Raw genomic sequence first — 25711 nt, 5'->3', positions numbered from 1 at the left:
TACTGGCGACCGTAGCGTTGCGTACACAACAATTGCGCTGACCGGAGATGAGGCAAACAACTACAGCCTGACCAATACGACGGCAAGCAGTACAGGCACAATTAACAAACGGGAAACAGGCGTATCGTTCGGCGCGATCAGCAAGACGTATGACGGACTTACAGCTTCCGATACGATTGGCGCCCGTACATTTACGAATGTGATTGCAGCGGATGCAGACAAAGTGGACGTAACTGCGACAGCGACCTATGATGAAAAGAATGCAGGAAACAGAACCGTAGATTATTCTGCAATCGCACTGACCGGTGATGAGGCAAACAACTACAGCCTGACTCATACGACGGCAAGCAGTACAGGTACAATTGATAAGAAATCGGTTACCGCAACCTTTGCTGACATTAGTAAGATTTACGACGGAACGACGAACACAGCCCCGGGCGCCGGAACACTGACGGGCGTTATTGCTGCTGACGAAGGGAAAGTTAATGTAAGTGCAACTGACGCTTCCTATGATGAAAAGAATGCGGGGAACCGGACCGTCAACTATACGGGCGTAACGTTGAGCGGGGCGGAGGCTGGCAACTACAGCATTGCAACAACGGCGACAGGTAACGGTACAATCGGCCGCAAGGCGTTGGAACTGGTGGCGGATCCTGCCAGCACGGAGTATGGCGATTATAATCCTGCTTCCTTTACCGGAAGGGTGGACGGTTTCGTGGCAGGGGAATCCGTCAGCAACGGCGACTCGTTGCAGTTTGCTCTGTCCGATCCTTCTGCTTCCGCCGTGGGGAGCTACGGCATAACCGGAACGATTAACGGCAGCTCCAGCGGAGATTACGGCTTGAATTACACATACACCAATGCGGCGTCCAATGCGAATGCTTTTACGATTTATGCCAGACCGGCTTCGGTGCAGGACATGGTTCTGTCGGATATCATTCCGGGCATCAAAGGGATGACCGGGGCGAATATCAGTGTAACGGCGTTGGACAATTCTCTGGAACAGGCTACGGATAAAAAGGCCGAGGTGGGCATTGAGTTTGCCGTTGCCCAGACGATACTTTCGGTGGATGCCGAGAAAACAATGTCGCTGGAGAATCAGGGAATGAAGCAGCCGCCGGCCATGACGCCCCAGGAAGTGGCGGAACAGGTGCATGCACAGCAGGGGAACGGCAACGGTGTTGCAGCACAGGCCGGTGGTAACGCGGGCGCAGCGTCTGGCGGCGCAAATGAAAATGGCGCAGCGTCAAACACGGGTGTCGCCGGCGCAGTGAACGCAGCCATGGACGTGGTACAGCAAACGGATAACGCCGTCGGAACTGAGGAAAGCAAGCGGAAGAAGGGGGTGGCGTAACATGAAGAAGCAAAGCTCTCACAGCTTTTTTTCCAAACACTTTCTTCGCGTCGGCAGCCTCGCGCTGTTCTGTGCCCTTTCCTTTCCGTTAGTTGCTTTGGCGGAAACAGCTGTGCCCAAACCCGGTGAAAGCCTGGAGGGTACCCAGCCTCCTAAACAGAATGTTTCCCTGGAAAATGTGGACAAAGGTGCCGGGCAGCAGGGGGCAGACTCTGTCCGTTTCACCCTGACGGAAATCCGGGTGGAGCATGAGGGGATCAAGGTTAAGGATGAAAAGATTGATGCGATCACCCGGAAGATTATTGGTAAGGAAATCGGCGCGGCGGAACTGAATGCCACCATAGCAAACGTGACCCGTTACATCCGCAGCCACGGGTATCCGGCGGCAGCGGCGTACATTCCGGAGCAGACGGCGGTGAACGGCAAGCTGCTGGTGAAGGTAGAGCCGGGACGGTTAGGCGCGATCCACCTGACCAACGAGAGCGGGTTGATGGACAAAACGGCAAATGGTATGCTGGCCGGTTTGAAGCCGGGGGACATCATCCGGACCCGTAAACTGGAAAACGCGCTGTACAACCTCCGGGATTTAAGCGGCGTGGAAGTGCAGGGCGTGTTAAGTCCGGGCGCGGAGCAGGGGACCAGCGATCTGACCGTTCACGTGACGAACAAAAAGAAAACGTCTGTCATCCTGTACAGCGAAAACTACGGAAGCAAGGATGCGGGCCGTTACCGTTACGGGCTGCAGGGCGAGGTGCGAAACCTGTCCGGCATGGGCGACAGGCTGAACCTGGGGGCGTTGTTCTCCAACAATCATCAGCATAACTATAATATTTCCTATGAGACGACGGTAGGGCACAGCGCGACCAAACTGGGCATCGGTTTCAGCCGGGCGGATTATGAGCTGGGTAATGATTTTGCCGACTTAGGGGCGGAAGGCATTGCGAACACTTACAGCATTTACGGCCGTACGCCGTTGTGGAATACGTCAGACAGTTCGCTGGACCTGACGTATGGGTATGATTACCGTGACATCAAAGATGACCTGAAGCAGTTTAAGATTTCGTGGAAAAAGCACAGCCACGTATTCCACCTGGGGCTGGACGGGACGCAGCGGGGACCGCAGACCAGCTTGCAGTACAATGCCACGCTGTACACCGGTAAGCTGGTGCCCGATTCGGAAATGGCGGACGCGTTAGGCACGCTGGGAAAGACGAAGGGCCATTTTACAAAAGGCACACTGGATGTGACGGCGGTGCAGGGACTTGGTAAAAACTTTGACATGCTGCTGAAGCTTTCCGGGCAGAAGGCTGCCAGCAATCTGGACAGCTCGGAGCATATCTATCTGGGCGGCGCCCGGGGCGTGCGGGCCTATCCCCAGGGCGAGGCCTCCGGTGACGAGGGCTTGCTGGGCACGCTGGAGCTGCGTTACCATACGCCGGTGAAGGGCCTGGTGCTGAGCACCTACTTTGATGCGGGCCATGTGCGGATCGAGAAGGAAGATCATGGAAGCATGACGCTGAAAGGCTGGGGCATCGGGTTGTCTTACACGAAACCCAACGACTGGTTCGCCCGGTTTGACTACGCGCGGCGCATCGGTTCGGATGACAAAATGACTGAAGATGCACGGAGCCGCCAGCGCATGTGGTTCATTGCAGGGAAGGTGTTCTGAGTACTCCTGTCCTGATAAGCGATTACAAACAAGTGAGATTCAACTATTTACTCCACTGCGGTCTGTCAGAAATGGCAGGCCGCAGTTTTTTCCAGAACTCTGCAGTGGATATTTCCGGCTGGCGGCGTTGGGAACGGATGTGTTTTGAGAACGCCTTCTTGACATTTCTCGACTGTTTTTCTTGTGTTTTTACAATAAAATGATAAAATATAAAATAGAAAAATCTAAGATAAAACGTGAAAAATTTCGAAAAAAGAGGCCGAAAACGGATGCCGGGCCTGACTGCTCTTTTTAGAGCAGCATTTCGTGACAAATTGCGCTGCCACATTGCAACACATAGCAGGCAGCGGGGAAACGATACGGAGGCGCACCATGAACAAAATCTACAAAGTGATCTGGAGCAAAGTGCGGAACTGCTGCGTGGCGGTGAGTGAAATTGCAAAAGGTCACGGGACGAGTTGCACTGTAGTTGACAGGGCAGCATCTGTCTGTGGCGGCATCGGTGCGCAGGATAGTTGCGGTATGGGCGGTGCGCGAATTGCGGGCTGCTTTCCGTTTTTGCGTCGCAGTTTTGCACATAAAGGACAGGTTGCTCTGGCTCTCGCCGTCTCGCTGTGGATAGCGGGTGGCAGCGTGGCGGCGGCGGGGGCCGTGACGCTCTACGCCCAGCCCTCGGCCTCCGACGCCGAGGCGGGCTATCTCGTCAACAACAACAACCTCCGGCTCGCCGACGGCTTCAAGGCCCTGACCGTCGCGGACGGCACGTGGGACAATCTGAATACAATCTATGCGGGCTATTCGGAGACGGGCGACATCAGTGACTATTCGCTTTCCGTCACCGGCGGAACGGTTTTCGCCGTGTATGGCGCTCATTCCGACGCGAAGCATGGCGAGGCTGAGGTCAGCGGCAACACCGTCAATATCACCGGCGGCAGGATCACGTCCGGCGGCGAGATTATGGGCGCCCGGCTTGGCCCCGGCAGAGCGGCGGGCAACACTGTCAATATCAGCGGCGGCACCTTTGGGAAGGAGACGGGAATTTACGGCGTCTCCGCGGGTGGCACCATTTCCAACAACACGGTGGAATTCTCCGGCAACACGGTGAACATCTCCGGCGGCACGTTTGATACCGTGGGAATTCACGCCGTTGAAATCAATATGAATACCAAAAGAATTTCAGACGATCAACTTCCCAGGCTGCAAAACAACGCCGTCTGGCTCAGCGGCACGACGCGGGGGCTTGAAACCTCTTCTTTATGCGGCGCGAATAACGGGGGAGACGGCAAAAGATTTATCACCGGCGGCAATACGCTGAACATCGGCACGGTAACGACGGAGGACGCGCCCGGCGCTGCGTGGCAGGGCAAGAGCCTCTCCGGCACGGCTGAGAACCGTGTCTCTGGCGTCACTGGCTTCGACGTGATCAAGCTCAACACCGTGGGCTGGAACGAAAGTCTCCCCGCGCTGGAGGCGACAAACGGCGTCACGTATAAAGACCCTGTAAAACCCGGCGATTCCGGTTCGCCATTCACCCTCGATCTGACCGACCTCAGCTTCACGGGCACTGCCCCGAAGGCGGGGGACACGATGACGCTGCTTTCCTCCGGCAAGGGCGGCCTCGACGGATTCTACCTGAAATACGACGCGGGCGATCCGGTGAAGCTGTCTTCGAAAGCGGGCAAAACCAGCGAGATCGTCAAAACCGCCCCGCTCACTACCGGCCTGACCAACGGAGCGGCGGTCACCACGGGCCTCGCCCATACCGTCTCCCTTGATACGGCTGACAACTATAGGAACGTCTTCTATACCGCGGCGGACGACGGCAAGGCGACGGGAATCGATCTTTCCGCATGGGACGGCTCGAAGGCCGCCGTCAGCCTCGCGGACTACACGGGAACGAAGGTCCCTGTTTCGACGGGCGCCTTTGACGCGCCCGAAGCCGACGCGACGATCCTGACGGCCGCGACGGAAGATTTCTTCGGCACGGTGACCGGGGACCGGGCCTATGCGGAGGCCGCCTTTACGCCCGTCACCGCGAAGGGCGTTACCCTTTCCGGCGACAAAATCAGCGGCGTCAGGGCCGAGGGCAAGATGCTGAAATATTACGCGGAAACGAATAGCGTCCGAACTGTCGGGACGGGGACAATGGCCTGGGGCGACGGACTCGACGCGTCAGGCTACAGCTTCGCGGGCGTGACTTCCATCGACGCGAAAGCGCTTTCCTTCACCTTCGGGAAGGAGGAGGACAAGGCCGCCCTGAAACCGGGCAGCGTCATGACGCTGATCTCGAACGCCAGGGGCCTTGCGGCGGATAAGACGGTCACCGGTGCAAGCTGTACCCAACAGATTGATCACAGCGTTGCCAACGGCGCGGCACTGAGCGGTACGTTAACAGGTTCAGTGAGCACGACAGCAGGCGCGGTGAATTATACCGCGACAGGCATGACCCTTGACAGTGTGAACCTGGCAGGGTGGGATGGCGCGACTGCTTCCACTGTTCCGGCAGGCTGGGACAAAAACGCGGCAGGCGTAACGGTTAACACGAACAGCATGACAAATCTGCCTGAACTGGCAGCGGGAGCATCAAGAGATATCCTGATCGCATCGTCCGGATTTTTCACTTTTGAAAAGATTGAAGGAACAAATAAATTCGGAAATGGTGATGCATTCAGTGACAATCTGAATGATATTGCTGTTGCCGGGCATAAGCAGGGCGGTATTAAAGACACTGACAGCGGCGCCAAACTTACCTTCTTCGCTATAAGGAAAAACGTGGAAGATATTACCCTTGGAGAGATGACATTTGCGGATGGCGGGAAGGGTGCAACCCTGACCGGCGAGTACGACGCAACGGGCGCGAACATCAACGCAGATAACCTGAAGTTCACGGAAGCAAGCCGTGCCATCATGGAAACCGGCAACTCCATGACGATTGTGGACGCAACCGGGGCGATTATAAATGAAAATGAGGAAACGCTTGCGCAGTTTAACGGCGGCGCAGATAAAACGTACAGCATTGCTTTCACCGATACGGTTACAGGGAAAAATTTAACCTTGGCCGGTACGCACACGGATACGCTGAGTCAGGCAGATGATACCGCAACGTCTACAAAAAAATCAAAACTGGTTTACACCGTTGGAGATAAGAAGGTGAGCAGCGCAACGCTGACCGGGGACATTGCGTGGAATGATGGCGGTGTCCATTACACAAACGGCAGTGATGCTAACCAGAATGGAACGAAAGCAACTTACACATTTGATAGCAATTCTTCTGTGGATATTTCCGGCGTGCAGTTCAATGCGACGGTTGATCCGCTGGGGAAATCCATGACGCTGCTGAAAGATGTGAATGGTGTTGCGGCTAACAAGGTGAGCGGCACTCCTTCCTTTACGGTTGCTCTTGACCAGACGAACACGAAACTGGATGCCAACGCAACGGGTGCTTCCGGCGTTAGCGGTAACGACGTGACCTTTACTGTGAGTGGGGTAACGTTAGACAAGATTACGGTGAAGAGCGCGAACGGTACGGCGGATAAAGTTCCTGCAAGCTGGACAATGGCAGCAGGGGCCACCATAGAAACCGATAGTATGACCGTGCCAGAACTGACTGCCGGAACTCATGTGGATATCCTCCAAAGCGACACGGACGATTTCTTTGCGAAAGTTGCTGTCAATGGCGTCAATGCATATGGCAAGAAACAGGATACGTTTACGGAATCGGATACGGCAAAAAGCGTGACCATTGCAGGTACACAGGACAAAGGCGTAACGCTTAACACGGAAAAGAAGCATCTGATTTATAAAGCCGGGACACTGGATGTAGCTTCCGTAACATTAGGTCCGGCAGAATGGGAAAAAGGCGCAACTGTATTTGACCGCAGCGGCGCAGGATACAATTATGCCGGCGTGGCGGCGTTGAGAACGGATGGGTTTGCAGTTTCCTATGCAAGTCCGGAAACGGTTGCGACGGGCGATTCTATGACGCTGCTGCAGGCCAATGCCACACTATCGGACATGGCCGAACAGGTGAAGAAGACTTCGTACAGCTATACGCCGGTGACCGGTGTGACGATTGATGCCAACATCACCGGTAAGCTGGCGACAAGCGGTGGGGCCGTTACGTACACGGCGGCGACTAACCAGGCCGGCAAGCTGACCTTTACCAATGTGGACTGGAAAGACAGCGGCGCATTGATGACACGGCCGAAAAACATCACGTTCAGCGGCGCGGATGTAGATACGGCGAAGATTCATTTCAAAAATGTGAAAGAACTGGACGCGAACAAAAAGATGACGCTGGTGTCTGATTTCGGCGACAGCGTGGGAACCATTACCGGTACCAAGTACATGGTGGGAACTACGAGTGAGGGGGAAGGCGTGGCGTCTTTGTCCGGCAGTGACCTGATTTTCACTACGAAAACCGGGGCCGGCGGAGCGGCTGAGCAGACCCATCGGACGGTTATGGCGACCGAAGCCGGAATTGCGGCGCTTGCAGCAGGGCAGGAGTATGTGGACAGCGCGGTGGAAGGTCTGGGCATGTTAACCAATCTTTCGCCGGATGGGACATCGACCTTTGCTGCCATGGGCGGCGGGGCATCCCGGTATAAGACGGGCAGTCATGTGGATACCCGTACATGGAATGCCGTCGTAGCAGTGGGATCGAAACGCGAACACAAGAAAGGTACCTTCGAGTGGGGCGTATTTGCAGAGTATGGAAAAGGCAATTACACGTTGCACAGTGACGACGGCGGCCGGGGCGACGGCGATACCCATTACGCGGGCGGCGGTCTGCTGGCTAAGTGGACCAACAAGCACAAGGTTTACACCGAAGCCAGCGTGCGTATGGGCCGCATCAGCGACAGCGCGTCCAATATGCTGCGGGACGGTGCAGGCAACCAGTACGGATACAACGTGCACGCAAACTATTACGGCGGCCATATTGGTATAGGCAAGCTGTTTGAAGTGAAGAAGAATCGTGAACTGGATGTGTACGGTAAGTTCTTCTATACCAGACGGAACGGCGTAAGCTTTAATGCGGCGGGCCGGTATGACCTGGACGCGGTAAACAGCAGCCTGTTGCGTGTGGGCGCCCGTTACGGATCGACGGACAAGAAGTGGAACTGGTACGGCGGCCTTGCGTATGAGTATCAGTTTGACGGAGAATCGGGAGGAATGCTGAACGGCAACACACCGATTCGTGCGGCCAGTATTAAAGGCGGCAGCGTACGGGGCGAAATAGGCCTGCGAATGGATGCCACGAAGACCAATCCGTGGCAGACGGATATCAGCATCTACGGATACGGCGGCAAGCATCGCGGCATCGGCGGCAGCGTGAACGTGGCGTATATGTTCTGATGAAGGAGAGCAACTAAAACAATAAGGGAAACAGTGATGTTTCAGCTACAGTCTGATTGGATATTTGATTAGCCAAAATGACAGGCAGAGGAGTGGGGTAATCCCATTCCTCTTTTTTTGCATAACCCCGGTTTTGGCGGCACAGCGCAGTGGCAGCTTTCCCGAACAAAGCAATAAAATGAACGAAAGAAGTGCCGCCTGGAGACAGACAAATAAGACTGTCTATATTTATAACAGAAAGCAGGCTGGAAAACCGCACCATGACTGGAGTTGCTAGAAAAGTCCGGTCACTAAAGTGACCGGAACGGGTAATTAGGAGCTTGAGGACTTGTAAAATCTTACATCTTTCCTTGCGTTTGTTTTCAAACCGCGCTACAATACTATTAGAAAAGCCAAAATACATACATTGCGTACTTCTCATATTAAAATATAAAGGAGATTACGCAATTGAAAGACAAAGATATTGCCGAGAAGATACTGGAAGATTATCCGGACGTCTTCGCGGATATTGTGAACGGGTTTCTTTTCAACGGGAACGAGGTAGTAAAGCCGGAGGAACTGGAAGACATGCAGCTTCGCTCCGCGTACCGTGCTGAACTGAAACTTCATGACATGGAGCGCGACGTTGCCAAGCGCTGGAAAAAGAATGGCATCCGCATCGCCTGTGTGGGGTTTGAGAATCAGACCGCGCCGGATTCCCGCATGGTGTTGCGCGTATTTGGTTATGACGGAGCGGAATATCGGGCGCAGTGTTTAAAGGAGAACCAGAATAATGCGCCATATCCTGTCATAACGATTGTTCTTTATTTTGGGTATGAACAGCGTTGGACGGCAGCAAAGTCGTTGTACGAAGCGGTGCGTGTGCCGGATGAGCTGAAGCCGTTCGTTACGGATACGAAGATCAACGTATTCGAAGTGGCATGGCTGACAGATGAGCAGGTTGCAAAATTCAAGAGCGATTTCCGTATCGTGGCGGATTATTTTGTACAAAAACGAAAAACTGGCACATACGAAGGATCCAGAGACACGATGCGGCACATGTATGAAGTGTTGCAGCTGCTGAGCGTAATGGAACATGTTGATTATTTAGACCGGGCGGTTGTTGAGAATAGAGTCAAAGGAGGCGAACGGGATATGAGTAGTTTATTTGACCAATATATAAAAGAAGGTGAAGCAAGAGGTGAGGCAAGAGGCGTAATAATAGGTGCGGAAAAGAAAGAAGCGGAAGTGAACGAGCGTGTTGCCACGGATATGCTGAAGGAAAAGCTTCCGCTGAAAACTATTACGAAAATTAGCAAGCTTTCTGAAGAACGTATCCGCCAAATTGCCAAGTCCATAGGCGTAGCGGTGTTATAAGACCGGGCATTGCTTCCACTGCGGTCTGTCAGAAATGGCAGGCCGCGGTTTTTAGTTATGAAACGCTATTTTGGTGGCTCGGCGCAGTGGCAGCTTTCCCGAACAAAGCAATAAAAGGAACGAAAGAAGTGTCACCTGGAGACAGACAATTCAGCTGTCTATATTTATAACAGAAAGCAGGCTGGAAAACCGCACTGCGACTGGAGTTGCGAAAAAAGTCCGGTCACTAAAGTGACCGGGAGAGGAAATCGTATTGTTGTCCATTTTTTGCGATGTCTTTTTCATATTTTATACACATTCGTGGTATAATATGAAGAAGCTTATTTGTAAAACATAATTCTGTAACAATTCCGTTTTATAACGTTTACTGGAAAGCAGGTGAAGAATTGCAGAATAAAATAGCGGCAGCCGTCGTATCGTTCGGCCTTGTGATGGGGATTGCTGCCATGACAGAAAATAGCGTAATGGCGCAGCAGGCGACTGCCGCGGTGCAGTCAGACAGCAAAGCCGGAGAAACGCAAACTGTGAAAGCTGTACAAACTAATAGTAAAACGATTCATGTACCGGCTGAATCACAACAGGCGGAGAGGAAAGCGCCGACTGAAAACAGCAAACCGCAGCCAACGGCAGCAGCTGCTGAAGCAACAAAGCAGTTCCCCGTAACAGAACCTGTGGAAGGCAGAACCGACGTTGTTGCCTTCACGGATGCCAAAAACGGGTTTCGCATTTTTGTTCCGTCCGAGTTGGAAGTGTATCCCCTGGGTATCAACCCGGTGGCGGTGCTGCGGGGCGAAAATGTGGCAAAGGGTCTGCGCCTGGCTATCGACGCCTCGGCCATTGACGGCAAGGGTCCCCTGATGCCGTTCCAGGTGGAAGCGTTCCGGGAAGACTTTCTGCGTCTGGTGAAGAACAGCGTCAAGGACAGCGCCAATGCCAAGAAGATCCTCACCAGCGGGGAAGTGGAGCTGGCGGGACAGAAAGCCGTCCATGTGGTGTCCACCAATCTGACTACGGACGGAAAACGACGGCTGCTTCGGGATGAGTATGTCTTTGTCACCCAGAACCGCATGTTCGTGGTCATGTACATGATGGACGAAAAGCTGTATCCGGAGTATCAGGAGAAGATTCCCCAATGGATGGAAAGCGTGCAGATCTCCCAGGTCTGGAAGAAGATCAACATTTCGGGCACTGCGTTGGGAACCGAAGTGCCAGCTTCCTGCATTGACCTGAAGGAACCCACGGAAACGGAACGGACCATGGAAGTGTACGGTAACGAAAGCATCATGGTGGGGCTGGTTTCGTACCCCCGGGAACAGTTCAGCTTTATGCCGCAAGCGCTGGGAGGATTAGCGCAGGCGGATAAAGCGGCGGTGCTGGAAGGGCTGAAGCAAAAACTGGCGGCGGACACGAAGGACGCGGCGAAGGATTATAAAGGGGAATTTGTTACGCTGAACGGACGGGACTGCGTGAAAGCAACCTATGAAGTCAACGGCAGCAAAAACGAAAGCTACACGTTTGTGAATGAAGGGAAAGTAATCGAGCTGGGCTTCGTGTTCAAAGGAGAAAATGAAAAAGCCGTGCGTCCGGTGATTGCCCACGCAGTGGAGAAGTTGGAAATGTAATTGCGTTGCAGTAATCGGAAAGAGCAGAATGAAATTTTTATCAATGTGTTTGCACCGGATCTGTGCCGACGCAAACGCAAAACGGACAGAAGCGTTTGCAGGAAATGTGATGGAAGGAAAAAGGGGGAATGAATCACAATGAAAAAAGTATTTGCGATTGCGTTAGCGATCATCATGACGCTGAGCGTGGTGGTGGGCTGTTCGGGCAAAAAGGAAACGCCGCCGGCAAAATCTACGGCGGTTACGCAGCAACAACAGAAGGAAAACGGTAAGGCAGGTTCTTCTGCGGAAAAGAATAAACAAAACAAACAGGAAAAGAAAGCATATAATCAAAACGCAAAAAACGGGCCGGTTGCGCCTGCGGGTAACACAGAGGCCAGGGTCAGCGTAGAAAAGGGAAAGGCTTACACGGATAAAGAGCATGTAGCGGCGTACATCCATTTGTACAAAACGCTGCCGCCCAACTACATCACCAAGGGGCAGGCCAACAAGTTAGGTTGGAAGACCAAAGGCTCCCTGGACCAGGTGGCGCCGGGGAAGAGCATCGGCGGCGACAGGTACGGCAATTATGAAAAGAAACTGCCGGATAAACAGGGGCGTACCTGGAAGGAATGCGACATCGATTATGTGAGAGGCAACCGGAACGCCAAACGGATCTGCTTCTCCAACGACGGACTGATTTACTATACGTCGACCCATTACCAGAAGTTTGAACGGCTGTACTGAGATCGGAGGATTGCAATATGGAAATTGTATTGGACGCAAAGCGTTTTAAAGGAAGAACCAGGGCGCACGCGTACTTAAAGGAAGCGCTGCGTCTTCCGGATTATTATGGGAAAAATCTGGACGCATTATATGATTGCCTGGGTGACATCGGAGAAGAAACGGTCATCGTAGTGCCGGAAGTGATTCAGAAAAAGGAATACCTGGGTGATTACGGCAAGACCATGCTGCGGGTTTTTAAAGACGCGGCGGAAGAAAATGAAGCGTTGACAGTCATTGTGAAAGAAGCGCAAAAGAAGTAAACGCATTCCCGCCAATATTGAAACAATCGGAAAAAGAAAAACGCAATTGCTGTTACAGGCAGCAATTGCGTTACAGTAAATGCATGGATAGAGTGTAGGAAAACACAGATTCTTTCGTATTCACATCGGCCGTTGCTTCGTCTGATTCTTTCGTATGCTCGTCGGTCGTTGTGTCTGCCGGTCAGTTCGTCAGCAACAGCAGACCGCCGATCAGCGGCATGGAGATCATCAGGCAACGGAGTATGTCTTTCGGGATCAGGTGGGTAAACTTGGCGCCGATAAAGGAACCGATGGTGAGCCCCGCCAGGGTCTGGATGAAAACGACTGGGTCCATCATGCCGTTGACCAGGTAGCTTAAACCGCCGGATATGGCGATGGGCAGGATGATCATCATGGTGGTGCCGATGGCGTGGTAGAGGGAGATGCCGAAGAACAGCATCAGGCTGATCTGGATAAAGGCGGTGGCCCCGATGCCGAAGGCGCCGGAGAGAAAACCGGTCAGCAGGCCGATGATGCAGCTGCGCAGATAAAATACGCTGCCGGTTGCCGTGCTTTTATTCCGCTCTACGTAGTCTTTGATTAAATGTCCGCGGAAAAGCTGCACATATAATAAGGCCGTGGTCAGAAGCAACATGATGGCCGTGGCGGGCATCAGCAGCTTCGGAGGAATCAGAAAGGCGGTGCGTGTCCCGGCCAGGGCGCCGAAGATGCCAGCGGCTCCCACTGCAGCGCCCAAACGGACCAGCACTTCGCCTTCGCGATAGTGACTGTAAGCTCCGGAGGCAACGGTAAAGGTCATACAGGATAGGGATACGGCGATGGCGGTGTGAATGGGCAGCCCGAACCCGACAGTGAGCAGGGTGATGGTGAGTCCGGCGCCTCCCGCGCCTACACAGCCTAACAGCCAGCCTAATACAAGTGTGGCGGCAAAGATCATACAAAACACCTGATTTCTATACATTATTTTACCTATATTACCATATAATGATTACAAAATAAAGGAAATGCAGAGGATTGTGCCTGACAACTGCCATATGCAAAAGTGGATGCAAGGTATGCTGCACGGATTATGGGAGTACGATCATCGGGATTCTGTACGACGGGTCAGAGTATTATGTTAAAAGAATTGGATTATTTTTGGGTTGGAGAAGAATACGGGGGCCGGCAGAGTCTGCTGCCGGATATGGTCATGCGGTTTGCAGGGTGCGCGGCGGTCACTGCCTGCGACAGCCTGATTTATATGACGCTGTATAAAAACCTGAAAAATCTTTGCCCTTTTTCAACTGATCAGTTGCGGGGCCGGGACTATGTGGCGTTTTTTAAAACGGTGAAACCCTATCTTCGCCCCCGCCTGATGGGCATCAACCGTCTGGAGATTTTCGTGGCTGCTTTCAAAAAATTTCTGAAAGAACACGGAACGTTTATTCTGGATGTGCTGCCCTGGTCCGGCGACCATGACGAACAAGATACTGTGAACACGATCAGGCAGCAGATTGACCGCGGCTTCCTGATTCCGTACCTGTTGCTGCATCACAAAAATCCCAATTTCGAAAATTATGAATGGCACTGGTTCCTGCTCACCGGGTACGATGAGAAACCGGACGGACGCTTTATGGTGAAAGCTGTGACCTACGGCGCTTACGAATGGCTGGACTTTGCCAAGCTGTGGAACACCGGTTACGACCGAAAGGGCGGACTGATATTGTTTAAGGAAAAAGCGTGACTTGCACCTCAGGGGTACAAGTCACGCTTTTTAAATTTGTATTTGCTGTCGGAACGTACTGATGCTTTATTTCTTTTTCCGTCTGTCGTGCCGGATGTAGTAAGCGGCTTTATCCTGATACATCTTTTTATCTGCGGAGGCGATGGCGGTCATGATATCTTTGGCATTGCCGCACCATTCCACGCCAACGGCCATGTTCAGCGGGGATTTGTGCAGTTCTTCCATGAAACGGACACACTGTTTTTGGAATTCTTCTTCCGTCACGCCCGGCAGGAGAACGTTGAATTCGTCGCCGCCGGTGCGGAAGACTTTGCCCGCTCCGAAGAAATCACGCAGGAACGAAGCGCTGTTGCGGATCATTTTGTCCCCGGCCTTATGGCCCTGGCTATCGTTTGTGTTTTTCAGCCCGTTCAGGTCCACAAACACAATACCCACGCTGCTTTCTGATTTTTCCAGCTCTGCCGTTTTTTCCAGCATGGCGTAGCGGTTCAGAGAACCGGTAAGCATATCGTGCTCGTTGACAAATTCCAGCTGCTTCATCAGCTGGTAATTGATGATGCGCTTGGCGATAAACCGGGACACCGTTTCCAGGATCCGGCGGGTGTCCAGTTCTTCCGTTACCTGATAATTGTCCGCACCCAGGTACCCGATGATCTTGTCGTTGTCATAGAGAGGCGCTTCGATCAGGTTATGAATGTTCTGTGCTTTCAGGATTTCGTAAATCTGGGGATCTTTTTCCAGGTACTGCTCAATATTTTCCACCACGAAGGAATCCTGATCGCCTAACGCTTCCGCCCAGACATCCAGATAGCCTTCATAGGGAATGTCCTGCAGCATCTGGATTGAAGGCGTGATGCCTTCCGCGCACCACTCAAAGGTATTGTCCACTGTTTTGCCGTCGGTTTCCAGAATGTACAGGCGGTCGGGATGGATGACCTTGCTGATCTCTTCCAGAATGTCATTGATGGTCTGTTTGTAGGGGAGACGTTTGTTCAGGGTCTCCACGATCCGGATGATGGCTTTGTCCGTGTTGCCCATCTTATCGAAGAGAGCCCGGTCTTTGTGCTCCTTATCAATATTCATAAAGGTGTAGGCGCAGTGGTTCGGTATGGAAGTAGGCGCGATGGTGAAATTCAGCCAGAGCTGTGTCTCCGTGCTGAAAACGGTTTCAGTGATTTCTTCACCCAGAATTGCGGCCCGGTAGCAGAAGGGGAACCAGTCTGAGCCGGTGTCGGCAAACTTTTCAGAGAAACGGTGACCAATCAGTTCGTCTTTCGTTTTGTTTACCAGCTCGCAGTATTTCTGATTGACAAACACATACTCCGTATCAACGCACTCCGTGCCCTCTTCGTTCAAAATTACCTTGTACAACGCAAAGGGCAGGGGGATATCCCGGTAGGCGTTCAGCTTGAAATAATCATAATCCACCGACTGGTTAAAGTGGAACGTCGTTTTTCCGGTCTGGAACGGTTCCGTGTTCTTGTCTTCATATTTCAGTGGCACTCCGTCCAGAGTAACCTCGGGCTTCGACATGAACGCGTGGGGTTTGTCGTAATAGAATCCCTGTAGTTTGTCGCAGCCGATCTCTTTCAGGAACTGGATCTGTTCTTTTGTTTCCACTCCTTCTGCCAGGGTATCAATGCCAAGTTCGTAGGCCATTTCCACGAGTTTTTTAATGATTACAGGGTTCTTCCGGTTAAGCCCAAAACTCTGGATAAACTGCATGTCCAGTTTGATCAGGTCAAAGTCAAAATCCTGCAGCACATCAAGGGAAGAAAAACCGGTGCCAAAATCGTCCATCCAGACATTGAAGCCGGCTTCGTGGAAACGCCGGATCTGTTCTTTTAGGTACTCCTGATCGATGCCCTGTACGGTTTCCGTAATTTCAATAATGAGCATTTCGGGAGAAAGCTCTGCGTCCCTGACCCGTTTGCTGATTTCCGATACCATGTCGCAGCATTCAAAGTCGTACCGGGAAATGTTGACGGAGAATCTGACTATAGGCAGATGCAGTTCCTTGCGTCTTTTTATATCCTGCAGGGCCAGTTCCGCAATGCGCAGATCCAGCTTATACAACAATTTGGCTTCTTCCAGAACGGGGATGAATTCCCCGGGGGAAAGCATGCCCAGGGTGGGATCGTTCCAGCGGGCCAGCGCTTCCTTGGCGCAGATGGCGCCGGTGGAGCTGCGGATGATGGACTGGTAATAGGCCTGGATATAATTATCGCTGATAGCCTGATCCAGGTTTTCGATAATATAGCGTTTACGTTCCAGCTTCTCCTTAAGGTCTTCCGTATAGAAGCTGTAATACTCAATCTCGCTGTTTTTGATTATATCACAGGCGATCTTTGCCAGATCGCAAATCAGCGCTGGCGAGGTTTTATTGTCTTCTATGGAGTAGATACCGGCTTTGATATCCACTTTGTCTTCATCCCGAAGATTCAGTACGGCTTCATGGAATCGGTTGATTTTATCCATCAGGTTTTCCGTTTCCGTGAGCACCACAAAGTGATCGTCGGCCAGGCGGAACACAAAATTATTATAGTAATGTTTGATCAGCAGGGCGGCAACGCTTTTCAGGATCTCATTGCCGGTAGTCATGCCGTATTTAATATTAAAATACTTAAAGTGGGCGATATCATAAAAGATCAGCGACTGTCTGACGGCCGCTCCTTCGTTGTTTGCGGGATGCAGCATCATCTCGCTGCTTTCCACGAAACTGCGCATGCCCGGCAGGCCGGTCAGTTTGTCGATGTCGATGGTCTGCTGCTTGGACTGGACGTCTACGATAAACACATAGAACACTTCGCCCTGTTTCGGATCCCGGTACATGCGGCCGAATTCCACAATGGATTTGATCTTTCCGGTCCGGGTGATGATGCGATAATACAAATGATCCAGATGATCGACGTCGGATTCCAGCTGCTTTTTGATGGACATCTCTGCGGCACTGATATCGTCCGGATGCACCAGTCCCCGGAAGGTCCCGCCTGTCAGGTTGAGAAACTGTTCTGCAGTATCACATTCAAAAATACTCAGCAGTTCATGATTGGCATACAGCAGTTCTTTATTGCCGTGGGCTTTGTACACGAAAAATCCTCCGGGGATGTGGGACAGCCCGTTGGCGATATACTGCTTGCTGAAATCTGCGTGTAAAAACTCAGGGTTGTTCAACGCAGTCATACTATCATTCCTCTCGTGTTAGAATCAGGGGATTTGGAAATTTCGGATTTGTTTCCAAAAAGACGGATTTATTTGGGCAAAAACGTGATAGTTATTTTAGGTATTATACCATAATTTATAACAAAAGTGGGTGAATTTTTTAGGAATAAATGACACGGAGAAGACACAATTTTGTGCGATGCTATATACAAAAAAGTGGAAGGGATATGCTAGGAACAGAAGTATTTCATGTCGCGTTTTTGATTGCAGCACAGCGGTACGGTTGGAGTATTTGTCCGTTGTGTGATATAATATTATCAGAAACATTTAGGGAGACGGATTAAAAAGCGTTTCTTTAGTTTGAAAGCGTAATGACAGGAAGGATATATGGGGGAGGCATAGCTATGAAAATGAAAAAAATAGCATTGGCGGCTGCAGCATTAGTATTGGCTTCAGGTCTTTCGGTGTGTAGCGCTCACTGCCCGGGACGCGGCGGATACGGTTGCGGAGATTATGAAAGGCATGGATATGCAGGCTACTGCCGGGACGGATACAACGTTGATACTTGCGGACGGAACTATGCGTATGCAGCCGAATGCAAAGACGGAGTGTGTGAGTTTGTACCGGCTGCCGAAGGAGACAGGACGGATTTGGCAGTGATCAATCCCTATAACAACGCGGTGCCGGATATTGAAGGGCAGTGGGAAAAGGATGTAAACCAGCTGGGGCCCCACGACGTATTTGTGGCCGGACAAGGAGAATCGTACGCGGGTGTAGTGTTTTCCGTCAAAAAACCCATTAAGAATTTCAAAGTACTGTCCCTGCATTTCAAGGAGTTTAAAGACAATAAGCCGGTCTTTCTGTTCCATGAGTTATACACAAAAGATGTGTTCCGGCCGGACCGGAAGCTGCTGGTGAAGTTCACCTTCTTCGGCTCGATTCCCAATAATGGTATTTCTTACACAGACTCCACGGGCAAGACCCGGTATTATACCGTTGACTCAAGCGGAAAAGATGGGTCGCTGTATTTCACGGAGTTCTGATGACAGGCAAAAGGAGCTGCCCGGGCAGCTCCTTTTTTGATTTTAGGAGAGATTGACAACAATAATGTTTATAGCGTCGATCACACTATAGCATTGTTAATGTGTCTCCTTTTCAGTTTTTATTGCTTTCAGCTTTCACAGTTTTTTCAAACATCTGCCGCAAAAATGACGACATTGCCTGTCATACTTTGCCTGATGAAGAAGCCTGCAGTGTTGATTCTGCAAAGGCAGACTGTTTTGGAATGGACAGAAGCGCTGCAGCGTTGTTGCGCAACGACGCAAAGATTTAATGAGAAAAGATGACAAGATTGTTTTTAGATGATAAATTGGTTGGAACGAAGAAGCAGGAGGTGCGATATGAAACTGAAGAAATGGCTTTTTGGAACCGTTCTTTCCTTTTGCCTGCTGATGAATACGCTGGCGATGCCTGCCGCATCGGCCGGAGTGCTGGATGAATTTGCAGAGAAGAATTTTCCCACGATTGTTGCTTTGCAGGACGAATATAAGAATAAGAGCGCTGTGTTGGATGGCATGGAGTATTTAGAACGCTGGCGTGAATATGTGGATCAGGGGGTCGCGAAGCTGCAGGAATGGGGCGACAAGCTGAAAGAAAAAGGCATGACCCTGGCGCTGGATCATTTTTCCGAGAAGATTAATGACTATGTGAATGAAAACGCGCCGCTGAAGATTGAAAGCGGCAGCGCCACCAAAATCGTGCCGGTGGTCACCATTGGCAGCAAAGGGTACATCGGGGCGGCGCAGATCAGCGGGCCCAAAGAACAGGTTGACAAATGCAAGGCGGCGCTGTCAGTGGAAGGGCAGATGGCTTCCGGCGCGGTACGGGTACAGTACCTGATCCCCATTGACACCAATAAACCAACCAGTCTTGACAATGTGCACCGGGTGCAGGGCGTAGGTGTCAGCGCACGGCTGGATCTGGGCTTTCCCGGGTAAGGGATTTATGGAGACGAATTAATCACAGCGTCTCCTTATATAAACGGGAACGTATAAGATGGCAGCTTACAGGCTGTTGTAAAAGTGGACATGAAAGGATTGGATTATATCTTGGTAAGGGCGCCGGGTAACGGCTCCCTTTATTTTTTTGCAAAAAGCAGGGATTTATGTGATAATTTATAGTAATCAGATGTAGATTGATCATCTTGCCCGATGCACATATGTCTGTGCATATCTTTTTCAGTGTTCAATACTGGACTTGTGGAAATGAAAAAACTTATAGAAGTGTCTGCTGAGGAAAATGCTATGGAAAACCAATTCTCCCGTACGGAACGGTTGTTGGGAAAAGAGAATATGGAAAAACTGGCAGCCGCCCGTGTCTGCATCTTCGGCATCGGGGGCGTAGGGGGCTATGTGGCGGAAGCACTGGCCCGCAGCGGCGTGGGACATCTGGAACTGGTAGACAATGATGTGGTCTGTCTTTCCAACCTGAACCGGCAGATCATTGCGACGCACCAGACACTGGGGCAGTACAAGGTGGACGCAATGAAGGAACGGATCCTGTCCATCAACCCAGAGGCGGAAGTGGTGACCCATCGGTGCTTCTATCTGCCCGAGACGCAGGCGCAATTTGATTTCACAGCGTTTGATTACGTAGTGGACGCCATTGATACGGTGGCGGGGAAAATTTCGCTTGTGTTGCAGGCGGAAGCAAGCGGTACGCCCATTATCAGCAGTATGGGAGCCGGGAACAAACTGGATCCCGCTGCGTTTCAGGTGGCGGATATCTATCAGACCAGCGTCTGTCCGTTGGCGAAGGTGATGCGCAAGGAACTGAAGAAGCGTGGCGTGAAAAAGCTGAAGGTTGTGTATTCCAAAGAGCTGCCCTTATCGCCGCGAAGCGAAGAAACGGAAACGGCTGGAGTTTTCTGTGATGATCAAGGGAAAACAGATATGGATCATCAGGAACATCCGGAGACGCGCTCCGGTGATGCGCATCATTCCGAAAGTGAAACGGGAAAAACCTTGCTGTCCCGGCGCCGCAGTATTCCGGGAAGTGTTGCGTTCGTGCCTTCGGTGGCGGGGCTGATTATTGCAGGGGAAGTCGTGAAGGATTTGCTGGGAATTAAGGAAACGTTGATTAATTCGTCTGCACGCTGACCGGTGCTTTTTTGTGACTGACTGCGTCAATGTCCCTCAACGCAGCTACGGCTGCGCCTTCGGGCCATTTCCTTGTCAGTCGGCAAAAGCCCTCGGTCAGCGCACAAACTCATTTAATCAGCGTCTCCTTAAATAAATAATTCCACTATATGTTGTGTTTCCTCTTTTTAAAGAAACGCATCTGTGCTATAATAAACTGTAAAGCAATTATCAGGAAGCACGCGGTTCTGCCTCCGCGAAACAGCGGGCAAACGATTCGCTGCTAGGTTATATTCAGGGAACTGCTTCAAGAATAAGGAAACAGTTGCACGGAGAGGAGTTTTTGTATGAAAAAGATAATAGTTCTGCTGACGATGCTGCTGTGCATCGCTTCTTCCTGCTTTGCCGCGGAAGAACGTTCCACGAAAGACATTTTTGCAGATACAACGATTGCCAACGTGGTGATTACCGGCGACCAGCTGCGGGTGCGGACCCATCCCGATTTGGATGGTTATATTATCAAAAAGCTTGACAAGGGTACCGTTTGCAAGTTTATGAATAAAGTGGATGACAAGAACGGAACGGATTCCTGGATTTATATCATCATGGAAGACGGAACCGTCGGCTGGGTCTTTGGCGCCTATGCCCGCATCGAGGGTAACGTAGACGTACAGTAAAAGTAACTTGCATCAGACAATGGGTAACAGAATCGCGTAACAGAAACACAGGATGAAGCCGGCTTCGCGCCTTGGACGCGAGAACCCGGTGGGAATTTCGGTTGGCGTTGTTTCTGTAATGATAAAAAAACTGAAAGAGGGGACAGCAAATGAAACATTTTAAGAAAATCCTGCTGACTGGCGCTCTGGGTGTATTGACACTGGCGCTGGCCGGTTGCGGCGGTGGAGATAAAAAGGCGGAAAAGGCGAAACCGGATACATCCAAACCGGTCATCGTAGGTGTAAATCCCGGACCCCATGCCATCATCATGGAAAACGTGAAGAAGATTGCGGAAAAGAAAGGTCTGAAGATTGAGATCAAAGAGTTCAGCGATTTTGTGACGCCCAACGCGGCGCTGGCTGCCGGGGAGATCTGGGCCAACAGTTATCAGCATGAACCGTTCCTGAAAGCCACGATGAAGAAAGAACCGACATTCAAGTTGGCGAAGGCTTTCAATACGGCGCTGTTCCCCATCAACATTTATTCCAAGAAACTGAAACCCGGGGACAAGATTCCTGATGGAGCCAAGATCGGCATTCCCAACGATCCTACCAACGGGGGACGCACCCTGTTGCTGCTGGCAGCCAATAATCTGATCAAGGTGAAGAACCCGAAGGATATCACGACTACGGTGATGGATATTACGGAGAATCCTCACAAATTTGAAATCGTAGAGCTGGAAGCGGCAGCGATTCCCCGCAGTCTGGATGATCTGACCTGCGCGGCCATCAATACCACCTATGCACTGAATGCCGGTCTGAATCCGGCCAAGGATCCTATCGTGAAAGAAACGGCGGATTCCCTTTATGTAAATATTGTGGCAGTACAGGAGAAAGACCTGAAGGATCCGCGGCTGAAAGTGTTCCAGGAAGCGTATCAGTCCAAGGAAAACGCTGACTTTATTAAAACGAAATTCCCAGGTTCCGTATATCTGGGATGGAAGGAATAAGCTGATTTCTTTTTGCGTCCATGTGAGTTGGCATTCTTGTACGGATTTTAAGAAAAGTTAACAGACGCAGTTTAATGTAGAAGGATGATTGGAGCGTTACAGCAACAGTAGGTGCGTGTAAAACCCTGAAAGGATAAACGAATACAATGGATATCAGGAAACGAATTGATGTGTTCTGGCCGTACCTGCACGCAATTCCCGAACCTGCGTTCCGCGAAATGAAAACCTCCGCCTTTGTTGCGGAGGTTTTGCGTAAAGCAGGGTATGAGGTGCAGGAAAAGGTGGGAGGCACCACCGGCGTTGTGGGCGTACTGGACAGCGGCAGGCCCGGACCGGTGGCGGCGGTGCGCAGTGATATGGACTGCCTGCTTTTCAAGCAGGAAGACGGAACGGAAAAAGCGGTGCATGCCTGCGGTCACGACGGGCATATGACCACGGTCCTCACGGTGGCGGAATGGCTTGCGGAAGAGGGGCTTCCCTGCGGAAAAGTAAAAATCCTGTTCCAGCCGGCAGAAGAAATCGGAAAAGGCGCTCTGGCCATGACAGACGCCGGAGCTGTGGACGATGTGGATTATCTGTTCGGTCTGCACTTGATGCCCAACGATATGGCGCGGAAAGGGGAAATCATTCCCCAGATCAGCTGGACTGCCTGTACTCTCATTGAAGCGGAAGTCCGGGGCAAAGCGGCCCACGGTTCCCAGCCTCATCTGGGTGTGAACGCCATTGATGTGGGGGCGGCTATCGTCAACGCGGTGAACGCGCTGCATTCCGATCCGCTGCTGGGCGGCAATGTTAAGACGACTCGCTTCCAGGGTGGCAGCGGTTCGCTGAATGCAATTTGCGACAAAGTGAATCTGGGCTTTGACCTTCGAAGCACTTCCAACGAGGAAATGCTGGTACTGCGTCAGAAGGTCCGCGATATCATTGTGAATACGGCGAAAGTCTACGGCGCCGAAGCAGACAGTCATATTGTGGGAACCTGTCCCGCTGCGGAGGCGGATGCGAACCTGCTTCCTCTGGTTCAGGAGGTTATTGTCAACGTTTTGGGACAGAAAGCCCTGCTGCCGGTCAAGGCCATTACCGTAGGGGAAGATTTTAATTTCTTCAAACAGGAACGACCGCAGTTGAAAACCGTGGACATGGGTGTGGGCTGTAATCTGACACCCTGCCTGCATGACCCCGCCATGACCTATGACCGGTATGCATTGGAAGGCGCGGTGAAGGTGATTCATGAGCTGGTACTGAGAGTGCTGCAGGAAAGGCAGTAAAGATAAGGAATATTTCCAAATAAATTAAGCAGTGGGGAAAACTATGATAAAATCATCTTGAGCCATTGCATCATTTCGCTGAGCGTTGTCTGGGCAACCCGTGAGGGTCCCAGTTTGACGAGCGAGCAACGCGAACAGAGTGAGCGGGCGGAGTGAGGAAGTGGGAGACGGGTTGCCCTGCAACGCAACTTCGAGTTTCGAAGCCACAGGCGCATGAATCCATGGAATAGCAATCGTTGACGTGTTTGCGATGTCTTTTCCTCACTGTCTGTTTCACGCAAACTCATTTCTATGGTATAATAAATATCATACACTTAACTCTCACAATAAAATAACAGGAGGCATTGCCATGGAATTTAAAATGTTGCGTTTTGTTGTGGAAGATGCGGTAGCTACCATTACCCTGGATTATGCGCCGACCCTGAATGCGCTGGACATGAACCTGGCGTTGGAGCTGGAAGCTGCGCTGAAACAGGCGGAGGAAGACGCCGGGATAAAAGTTGTGGTACTGACCGGCGCCGGTCGTGCGTTCTGCGGCGGCGGGGATATCCGCTTCATGAAAGCCCATTGTGAGGAACCGGATTTCGCGGACAAATCCATGGGGCCTCTGGCCGGCAAACTTTCTGAAATCGTGTTGTATATCAAAAAGATGACGAAGCTGGTGATTTGTGCCGTAGCAGGTGCAGCGGCAGGCGGTGGCTGCAATCTGGCCCTGGGCTGCGACTTTGTGTTTGCAACAGACAATGCCAAATTCTTGCAGGCCTTTGTGGGCATTGCCCTGATTCCCGACACCGGCGGCGGTTATATGTTACCCAGAGCCATCGGCACCCATCGTGCCATGGACATGTTCGTTACCGGCCGCCCTGTATCGGCACAGGAGTGTTTTGAACTGGGTCTCGTAAAAGAAGTGACCACAGCGGACGAACTGCTGCCGAAAGCAACGGCCTTTGCGAAAAAGCTGGCTGCCGGTCCCACACTGGCCTATGCCAATATGAAAAAGATGATGTTTATCAGTATGTATCAGGGCTTTGAAGACTTCGCCAAAGCGGAAGTGGCCCTGCAGAACGAATGCGCTGCCAGTGCTGATTTCCGTGAAGGCATCACGGCATTCCTGGAGAAACGCAAAGCGAAGTTTACAGGGAAGTAACTTGGATATTTCTTCAATTTTACAAAAAGAAGAACTGAATAAAGAAGATTTAATCTTCCTCCTTGGCCGCACGGAACAGGATGAACTTAAGCAACTGTACAATGCAGCCTATGAAGTCAAAAAGGAATGGGTCGGCAACGTGGATTATTACCGGGGCCTGCTGGAGTTTTCCAACCGCTGCATCAAGAACTGCAACTATTGCGGTATCCGCAGAGACAACGGGGAAGTGGAACGCTTTGACACGCCCCGGGAGGATATCCTGATCATGGCCCGCTGGTGTTATGAGCAGCAGTACGGCTCGGTGACCCTGCAGTCCGGAGAGCGACAGGACGAAGCTTTCATTGATTTTGTAGAAGGTTTATTGCGGGATATTAAATCCATCGGGAATGGAGCGCTGGGCATCACCCTTTGCGTAGGGGAGCAGACGAAGGAAACCTATCAGCGATGGTACAACGCAGGGGCGCACCGGTACTTGCTGCGGATTGAAAGCTGCAATCCGAAGCTATATGCCACGCTGCATCCGCAAGACGGGCATCATAAGTGGGACGTGCGCAAGGCCTGTCTGGATTCACTGGCGGAAATCGGCTATCAGGTGGGAACCGGTGTGATGATCGGTCTTCCCGGGCAGACACTGGAAGATCTGGCAGAGGACATTTTGTTTTATAAAAAACAGAACATTGCCATGATCGGCATGGGGCCTTATGTGGTACATCATAACACGCCGCTGGGGAAAAAGGTGTGTGAGGCAGGACTGGATACGGCGGAAGCCAGGGCGGAACGTTTGCGGCTGAGCATCAACATGGTGGCGGTGACGCGCCTGTTTTTAAAAGATGTGAACATCGCGGCTACAACAGCCATGCAGACTCTGCATCCGCTGGGAAGAGAGATGGCGTTAAAGGCCGGGGCCAATATCCTGATGCCTCTGGTGACGCTGCCGCAATTCCGCAGCCAGTACCAGCTTTACGATAACAAACCCTGCTTGGAAGACGGACAGGAACAGTGCCGCAACTGCCTCAGCGCCCGGGTTGCTTCGGTAGGCGACACAGTAGGCTGGGGGAAGTGGGGCGACTCGCCGCACTTTTTTAACAACCTGAAATAGAATCTGAAGTAAAATAAAAACAGCCTGCCAAATGATATGCTCCCTTTATAGAAAACAGTGAAATAAAAAACACTGAATTCTATGAAGGGAGTTATTTTTATGAGAAAAAGGAAAAAATACTCTTTAGA

At 51.6% G+C, this 25711-nt stretch carries 19 protein-coding genes; 16 read left to right on the top strand and 3 right to left on the bottom strand.

Features of this window, described 5'->3' with window-relative positions:
• The 3 genes from QZV31_RS11645 to QZV31_RS11635 form a co-directional block, all read left to right on the top strand.
• Nucleotides 1-1354, top strand: a 1354-nt coding sequence (locus tag QZV31_RS11645; protein WP_295360792.1) for a YDG domain-containing protein, incomplete at its 5' end; no start/stop codon positions are given.
• Nucleotide 1355: 1 nt separating this feature from the next.
• Complete coding sequence (locus QZV31_RS11640) at nt 1356-3023, top strand: ShlB/FhaC/HecB family hemolysin secretion/activation protein (protein ID WP_295360790.1); 1668 nt, start codon at nt 1356-1358, stop codon at nt 3021-3023.
• Nucleotides 3024-3395: 372 nt separating this feature from the next.
• The gene (locus tag QZV31_RS11635; protein ID WP_295360788.1) at nt 3396-8378 is read left to right on the top strand and encodes an ESPR-type extended signal peptide-containing protein; all 4983 of its coding nucleotides are present in this window, start codon (nt 3396-3398) and stop codon (nt 8376-8378) included.
• 13 nt (nt 8379-8391) lie between these two features.
• Here the strand turns inward: QZV31_RS11635 and QZV31_RS11630 are convergent, their stop codons facing one another.
• Nucleotides 8392-8781: a hypothetical protein gene (locus QZV31_RS11630; protein ID WP_295360786.1), complete on the bottom strand. Its 390-nt coding sequence runs from the start codon at nt 8779-8781 to the stop codon at nt 8392-8394.
• A 44-nt stretch (nt 8782-8825) separates the two neighbouring features.
• Between QZV31_RS11630 and QZV31_RS11625 the strand changes: the two genes are divergently transcribed.
• The 4 genes from QZV31_RS11625 to QZV31_RS11610 all read left to right on the top strand — a co-directional run bounded on the left by QZV31_RS11625 (nt 8826) and on the right by QZV31_RS11610 (nt 12381).
• Entirely contained in the window at nt 8826-9734 is a 909-nt protein-coding gene (locus tag QZV31_RS11625; protein ID WP_295360784.1) for an Rpn family recombination-promoting nuclease/putative transposase, read from the top strand.
• 386 nt (nt 9735-10120) lie between these two features.
• Nucleotides 10121-11356 (top strand): hypothetical protein, encoded by a 1236-nt coding sequence (locus QZV31_RS11620; RefSeq protein WP_295360782.1) that lies wholly within the window; start codon nt 10121-10123, stop codon nt 11354-11356.
• A gap of 138 nt (nt 11357-11494) precedes the next feature.
• Nucleotides 11495-12082, top strand: a complete 588-nt coding sequence (locus tag QZV31_RS11615) for a ribonuclease domain-containing protein (protein ID WP_295360780.1) — start codon at nt 11495-11497, stop codon at nt 12080-12082.
• Between the two features lie 17 nt (nt 12083-12099).
• Complete coding sequence (locus QZV31_RS11610; protein WP_093730493.1) at nt 12100-12381, top strand: barstar family protein; 282 nt, start codon at nt 12100-12102, stop codon at nt 12379-12381.
• Nucleotides 12382-12562: 181 nt separating this feature from the next.
• Here the strand turns inward: QZV31_RS11610 and QZV31_RS11605 are convergent, their stop codons facing one another.
• Entirely contained in the window at nt 12563-13318 is a 756-nt protein-coding gene (locus tag QZV31_RS11605; protein WP_295360777.1) for a sulfite exporter TauE/SafE family protein, read from the bottom strand.
• Nucleotides 13319-13495: 177 nt separating this feature from the next.
• On the opposite strand from QZV31_RS11605, the gene QZV31_RS11600 reads away from it, so the two are divergent.
• Nucleotides 13496-14104 (top strand): hypothetical protein, encoded by a 609-nt coding sequence (locus tag QZV31_RS11600; protein ID WP_295360775.1) that lies wholly within the window; start codon nt 13496-13498, stop codon nt 14102-14104.
• Between the two features lie 66 nt (nt 14105-14170).
• Here the strand turns inward: QZV31_RS11600 and QZV31_RS11595 are convergent, their stop codons facing one another.
• Entirely contained in the window at nt 14171-17287 is a 3117-nt protein-coding gene (locus QZV31_RS11595; RefSeq protein ID WP_295360773.1) for an EAL domain-containing protein, read from the bottom strand.
• A gap of 383 nt (nt 17288-17670) precedes the next feature.
• Between QZV31_RS11595 and QZV31_RS11590 the strand changes: the two genes are divergently transcribed.
• The 8 genes from QZV31_RS11590 to hydE all read left to right on the top strand — a co-directional run bounded on the left by QZV31_RS11590 (nt 17671) and on the right by hydE (nt 25583).
• Complete coding sequence (locus tag QZV31_RS11590; RefSeq protein ID WP_295360771.1) at nt 17671-18309, top strand: hypothetical protein; 639 nt, start codon at nt 17671-17673, stop codon at nt 18307-18309.
• 357 nt (nt 18310-18666) lie between these two features.
• Entirely contained in the window at nt 18667-19263 is a 597-nt protein-coding gene (locus QZV31_RS11585) for a hypothetical protein (protein WP_295360769.1), read from the top strand.
• A gap of 306 nt (nt 19264-19569) precedes the next feature.
• The gene (locus tag QZV31_RS11580) at nt 19570-20424 is read left to right on the top strand and encodes a tRNA threonylcarbamoyladenosine dehydratase (protein WP_366508725.1); all 855 of its coding nucleotides are present in this window, start codon (nt 19570-19572) and stop codon (nt 20422-20424) included.
• 326 nt (nt 20425-20750) lie between these two features.
• The gene (locus tag QZV31_RS11575) at nt 20751-21080 is read left to right on the top strand and encodes an SH3 domain-containing protein (protein ID WP_295360765.1); all 330 of its coding nucleotides are present in this window, start codon (nt 20751-20753) and stop codon (nt 21078-21080) included.
• Nucleotides 21081-21229: 149 nt separating this feature from the next.
• Nucleotides 21230-22069, top strand: coding sequence for a MetQ/NlpA family ABC transporter substrate-binding protein (locus tag QZV31_RS11570; RefSeq protein ID WP_093730502.1), 840 nt, complete (start codon nt 21230-21232; stop codon nt 22067-22069).
• Nucleotides 22070-22215: 146 nt separating this feature from the next.
• Complete coding sequence (locus tag QZV31_RS11565) at nt 22216-23337, top strand: amidohydrolase (protein ID WP_295360762.1); 1122 nt, start codon at nt 22216-22218, stop codon at nt 23335-23337.
• Nucleotides 23338-23686: 349 nt separating this feature from the next.
• Nucleotides 23687-24484: an enoyl-CoA hydratase-related protein gene (locus QZV31_RS11560; protein ID WP_295360760.1), complete on the top strand. Its 798-nt coding sequence runs from the start codon at nt 23687-23689 to the stop codon at nt 24482-24484.
• Nucleotide 24485: 1 nt separating this feature from the next.
• Nucleotides 24486-25583: a [FeFe] hydrogenase H-cluster radical SAM maturase HydE gene (hydE, locus tag QZV31_RS11555; protein WP_295360758.1), complete on the top strand. Its 1098-nt coding sequence runs from the start codon at nt 24486-24488 to the stop codon at nt 25581-25583.
• The last annotated feature ends 128 nt before the right edge of the window (nt 25584-25711 follow it).

Origin of the sequence: uncultured Succiniclasticum sp. (assembly GCF_902793885.1) — a bacterium.
In the GTDB taxonomy this organism is placed as follows: Bacteria; Bacillota; Negativicutes; order Acidaminococcales; family Acidaminococcaceae; genus Succiniclasticum.
The sequence above is the reverse complement of the archived record's forward strand: the minus strand, read 5'-3'. Positions and strand labels throughout refer to the sequence as shown.